Origin of the sequence: Exiguobacterium sp. B2(2022) (genome assembly GCF_028823655.1) — a bacterium.
Classification (GTDB): Bacteria; Bacillota; Bacilli; order Exiguobacteriales; family Exiguobacteriaceae; genus Exiguobacterium; species Exiguobacterium aestuarii_A.
In genome coordinates this window covers 1-1,521 of the sequence record NZ_JAPEHX010000113.1, presented here as the reverse complement: position 1 = coordinate 1,521, position 1,521 = coordinate 1, and the positions used below count along the sequence as shown (strand labels likewise).

Sequence of the window (1,521 nt, the reverse complement as noted above, 5' to 3'; positions counted from 1 at the left end):
AACACTTCCTCCCACGAACCGAAATTGATGTTAGTGGTTAGGATTGTGCTCTTTTTTTCGTACCGTTGGTCAATCAGCTGGAAGAAAATTTTTGCGTCCTCTGCGTCGATCGGGAGATACCCGATCTCGTCGATGATCAACAGCCTATATCTGGCGAAATGTTTCAGTTTGGTTTCCAGCCGGTTCTCCTGTTTTGCGATGCGCAGTTTTTGGATGAGGTCGTGACACTTTGTGAAATACGTGCTATGCCGTGCCAGCGCCGCCTCGACACCAATCGAGGTCGCGAGATGTGTCTTCCCGACACCGCTAGGACCAAGGAACACCACGTTCTCGTTTCGTTCGATGAAACGGAGCGAGTGGAGGTCTGCGATTTGATCTCGGTTCAGCGACGGCTGGAATGAGAAGTCGAACGTGTCGAGTCTTTTGGGGCTTGGTAGCGCCGCCGATCTGATCATCCGATGTGTCTTCTGTTGCTCTTGGATGTCGATTTCGTGATTCGTGAGCTTGACGAGCACCTCGGTCAATGATGCCCCGCTCTGAATGCCGAAGTCTAGCACCTCGTCGAGGTGGAGTGCCATTTGATTGAGGTTGAGCGACAAGAGGTTCTCCCGTAGTTGCTTATAACTGTTCGTCTCCCTCATGATCGGTACCTCTCGTCCATGAGCTGTAGATTGCGTCGAGCCATCTCGTCGATGCCGCCGTGCTCCCCGACCGTCTGACTCAGCTGCTGAAGATAATGATGTTCCAGATAGTTCAGTTTGTTGCCGGTGAGGCGATGTTGTGCGATGGGTTTCGTGTTATGATAAATCCACAAGTAGTCGTCATGGACCTCGAGCGCTACCCGTTCGCCCTCATATCCGATCGGTACGGAATACTGGTTCGAACGGTACGAAACCATGTTGGAGTGGTTCACCTTGGCCCGGACGTGCTTGATGCGATAGGAATCTCTTACTCGTTCAGTTGGTAGCTGGAGTAGGAGGTTCTTTTCTTTTTGGAGCTCCAGAATCGGGATCTTCCCGGTACCCTGATGGACCTCGTTATTGATTCGCTCACATAGTCTCTCGATGTAATCGTGCAGCTCCTCGAGATTATATTTGCCCTGGTAGGCGTGAATCTCGTCCAAGATTTTCATCGGTGCCTCGACCTTCCCTTTCGTCTGCGGCCGCCCGGCGATGCAAGGTTTCACCTGGAAACCGAAATCCTTTGCGAACTCCTCGAACCGACGGTTCACGACACCCTCGCCATACCTCGTTCGCGCTTCGGTCATGACGGTGCTCATGTTGTCCGTCACGAGCTCATCAGGAACTCCGTCCAATTTTTCGAAGGCCTGTGTCAGAAATGAGAGGACGACGTCTTGCGATTTTGACAGGCTGAGGTGGAAGAAACGAAAGCGGGAATAAGAGAGTAAGAGTACCGCCACGTTCACCTCGATTCTTTCACCGTCCCTTGTCTCGTAACGGATGGACTCTTTCCAGTCCAGCTGTGCCTGTTTGCCGGGGGCTGTCTCGAAACGGACATGTT

The 1,521-nt window shown here is 52.3% G+C and carries 2 protein-coding genes; both read right to left on the bottom strand.

All coding sequences use genetic code 11. The annotated features are described in order from the left end of the window. On the bottom strand, positions 1–641 hold a 641-nt coding region (istB, locus tag ON063_RS14505), incomplete at its 3' end, for an IS21-like element helper ATPase IstB (protein ID WP_274665606.1). Then, the coding region (gene istA / locus ON063_RS14500) for an IS21 family transposase (RefSeq protein ID WP_274665605.1) at positions 638–1,521 on the bottom strand (884 nt) is incomplete at its 5' end. The genes istB and istA, both read right to left, overlap by 4 nt.